The 2,773-nt window shown below is 53.1% G+C and carries 3 protein-coding genes and 1 tRNA gene (1 of these 4 cut by a window edge); 2 read left to right on the top strand and 2 right to left on the bottom strand.

Annotated elements, in window-relative coordinates; translation table 11 throughout:
* Positions 1-278 precede the first annotated feature (278 nt).
* Positions 279-1,694: a glutamate--tRNA ligase gene (gene gltX, locus IM284_RS08440; protein ID WP_045631029.1), complete on the top strand. Its 1,416-nt coding sequence runs from the start codon at positions 279-281 to the stop codon at positions 1,692-1,694.
* Between the two features lie 52 nt (positions 1,695-1,746).
* Here the strand turns inward: gltX and IM284_RS08435 are convergent, their stop codons facing one another.
* On the bottom strand, positions 1,747-2,130 hold the full coding sequence (locus IM284_RS08435; protein WP_032644902.1) for a YfeC-like transcriptional regulator: 384 nt from the start codon (positions 2,128-2,130) through the stop codon (positions 1,747-1,749).
* Between the two features lies 1 nt (position 2,131).
* Positions 2,132-2,494: a YfeC-like transcriptional regulator gene (locus IM284_RS08430; protein ID WP_047368054.1), complete on the bottom strand. Its 363-nt coding sequence runs from the start codon at positions 2,492-2,494 to the stop codon at positions 2,132-2,134.
* A gap of 217 nt (positions 2,495-2,711) precedes the next feature.
* On the opposite strand from IM284_RS08430, the gene IM284_RS08425 reads away from it, so the two are divergent.
* Positions 2,712-2,773, top strand: a tRNA-Ala gene (locus IM284_RS08425); it runs 104 nt beyond the window's last position.

Below are 2,773 nucleotides of genomic sequence, written 5' to 3'. Positions count from 1 at the left end.
ACCAACTGAGCTAATCACCCCCGCTGTGTGGAGTCGCATTATAGGGAGAGTTGAAAATGAGTCAACGCATTTTCTAAAGTTTTTATTCGTTCGTCGTAAAATTAAACAAAACGATCGCAAAACGGGCGGTGGCGCATGATTTCTAAACAAAAACAGCAAACTCCGCCACGATAAAGGGATCGACATTGAGGAATCCCCCCACAGTGATAGAATATTGCCCATCGTTTTTTCCCCGGGATTTGCCGATTGCCGGCATCTTTATAACGTAAGGCCATTTCATGAAAATCAAAACTCGCTTCGCGCCGAGCCCGACAGGCTATCTGCACGTCGGTGGTGCTCGTACTGCTCTCTATTCCTGGCTTTTTGCACGCCACAACCAAGGTGAGTTCGTGCTGCGTATAGAAGATACCGATCTTGAGCGCTCCACGCCGGAAGCAATTGAAGCCATTATGGATGGTATGAACTGGCTGAACCTGCAGTGGGACGAAGGCCCGTATTTCCAGACCAAACGTTTTGACCGCTATAACGCTGTTATTGATGAGATGCTGGTCGCGGGCACGGCGTATAAGTGCTACTGCTCCAAAGAGCGTCTGGATGCGCTGCGTGAAGAGCAGATGGCGAACGGTGAAAAACCGCGTTATGACGGCCGCTGCCGCCACGACCACAGCGAGCATGCCGCTGATGAGCCATGCGTGGTGCGTTTTGCTAACCCGCAGGATGGCTCGGTGATTTTCGACGACCAGATCCGTGGCCCGATCGAATTCAGCAACCAGGAGCTGGACGATCTGATCATACGCCGTACCGACGGTTCCCCAACCTATAACTTCTGCGTCGTGGTTGATGACTGGGATATGGAAATTACCCACGTTATCCGTGGTGAAGACCATATCAACAATACCCCACGCCAGATCAACATCCTGAAAGCGCTGAATGCACCTGTTCCGGTCTATGCGCACGTCTCCATGATCAACGGCGACGACGGTAAAAAGCTGTCTAAACGTCACGGTGCGGTCAGCGTCATGCAGTATCGCGACGACGGCTATCTGCCGGAAGCGCTGCTGAACTATCTGGTGCGTCTGGGCTGGGCTCACGGCGACCAGGAGATCTTCAGCCGCGAAGAGATGATCGAACTGTTCTCTCTGAGCTCTGTGAGCAAATCTGCCAGCGCATTCAACACCGACAAGCTGCTGTGGCTCAACCATCACTACATCAATACCATGCCGCCGGAATATGTGGCGACTTACCTGCAGTGGCACATTGAGCAGGCAAACATTGATACCCGCACTGGCCCTGAGCTGGCGGACCTGGTAAAACTGCTCGGCGAGCGCTGCAAAACGCTGAAAGAAATTGCCGAAAGCTGCCGCTACTTCTATGAAGAGTTTGATGAGTTCGACGCTGACGCCGCGAAGAAGCACCTCCGCCCGGTTGCGCGTCAGCCGCTGGAAGTGGTGCGTGACAAGCTTGCTGCGCTCACCGAGTGGACCGCTGAAAATGTGCATCACGCCATTCAGGCGACCGCAGACGAACTGGAAGTGGGCATGGGCAAAGTCGGTATGCCGCTGCGCGTTGCGGTGACCGGCGCGGGTCAGTCTCCGGCTCTGGATGTGACTGTCCATGCCATCGGCAAGTCACGCAGCGTGGCGCGCATCAACAAGGCGCTGGATTTTATTGCAGAACGTGAAAATCAGCAGTAATTAAGCCATCTATAAGAAAAACGGCAGGGTATCCTGCCGTTTTTTTTGCCTTTTATTCGGCAATACCCAGACGAGCAAGAAAACCGCGTATGCCTTCGCGCTTCAGTAAGGTATCCAGACGCTGCTGTTCAAGCTCAGTCATACTCTCCAGCGTTTCGATAATGCCCGGACGCAGACGTGAAGGCTGTTCATTGTAGGATGAGGCCACCTCAGCCAGATGATAAACCGCCTGGCGGTTACGGATAGCCGGGAGGCTCATAATATGTTCCTTCACGCGTGCATCAACGTGAATGAGCCGCGCCCGACCGCCTTTTACGCCATTAAGTCCTTCGGTTTTCCACCCCTGCTGCCGTATCCAGCGATTTACCGTTTGTCTGGCAACACCCAAATTCTCCGCCAGCTCTTCCGTGGTCATTTTGCTACGTAGTCTTTTCATATTAATTCTGGTCGCGAATCCCTAAACGTTGCAACAAACCGGTAATCCCTTCCCGCAATAGCAGCGATGTCAACTGCTTCTGCTCTTCCGGCGTCATTTCATTGGCCAGCGTCAGGAGTAGGGTATGAAGTGAACCGTCAGTGCTGATGCCGTCAGGCACAGCGGATGTTTCCGTTGCCCGGCGTGCGCTGCGGATAAAGTCACGCACCTTTTCGTTCACATGCACCAGACGCGCTTTACCCCCCTGGACACCGGGCTTAGGCGACGTTATCCAACCCTCTTTGCGTACCCATTTATTGATGGTCTGTCGGCTATAGCCAGTGAGCAGGGCTAACTCTTCCGGCGTCATTCGTTCCTTGATCATGCAATTTCCTGAATATTCGTGGGGTTAATTAACGGCTCATTTTATAGCACCGTTTTACGTGAAAACGTGACAGGCTTAACTCATGACTGCGAGCAGGCTCGCAAAGTGATTCATTTGCATGATTTTTCGGCGATTGAACCGCGGCTATTGATTTTGCCGTTGACACTCCGCGGCGGAATTCATATTATGCCGCCCGTCAACATGACAGCTTTACGATGGGGCTATAGCTCAGCTGGGAGAGCGCCTGCATGGCATGCAGGAGGTCAGCGGTTCGATCCC

The sequence above is a fragment of the Enterobacter cloacae complex sp. P12RS genome, from assembly GCF_014895875.1.
Classification (GTDB): Bacteria; Pseudomonadota; Gammaproteobacteria; order Enterobacterales; family Enterobacteriaceae; genus Enterobacter; species Enterobacter bugandensis.
Note: the sequence above shows the minus strand (reverse complement) of the source record. Positions and strands in the feature narration are given on the sequence as shown.

Excerpts from the sequence above, each read along its gene's own strand:
- gltX (WP_045631029.1), top strand. The coding sequence starts at position 279 with ATGAAAATCAAAACTCGCTTCGCGCCGAGCCCGACAGGCTATCTGCAC.
- IM284_RS08435 (WP_032644902.1), bottom strand. The coding sequence starts at position 2,130 with ATGAAAAGACTACGTAGCAAAATGACCACGGAAGAGCTGGCGGAGAAT.
- IM284_RS08430 (WP_047368054.1), bottom strand. The coding sequence starts at position 2,494 with ATGATCAAGGAACGAATGACGCCGGAAGAGTTAGCCCTGCTCACTGGC.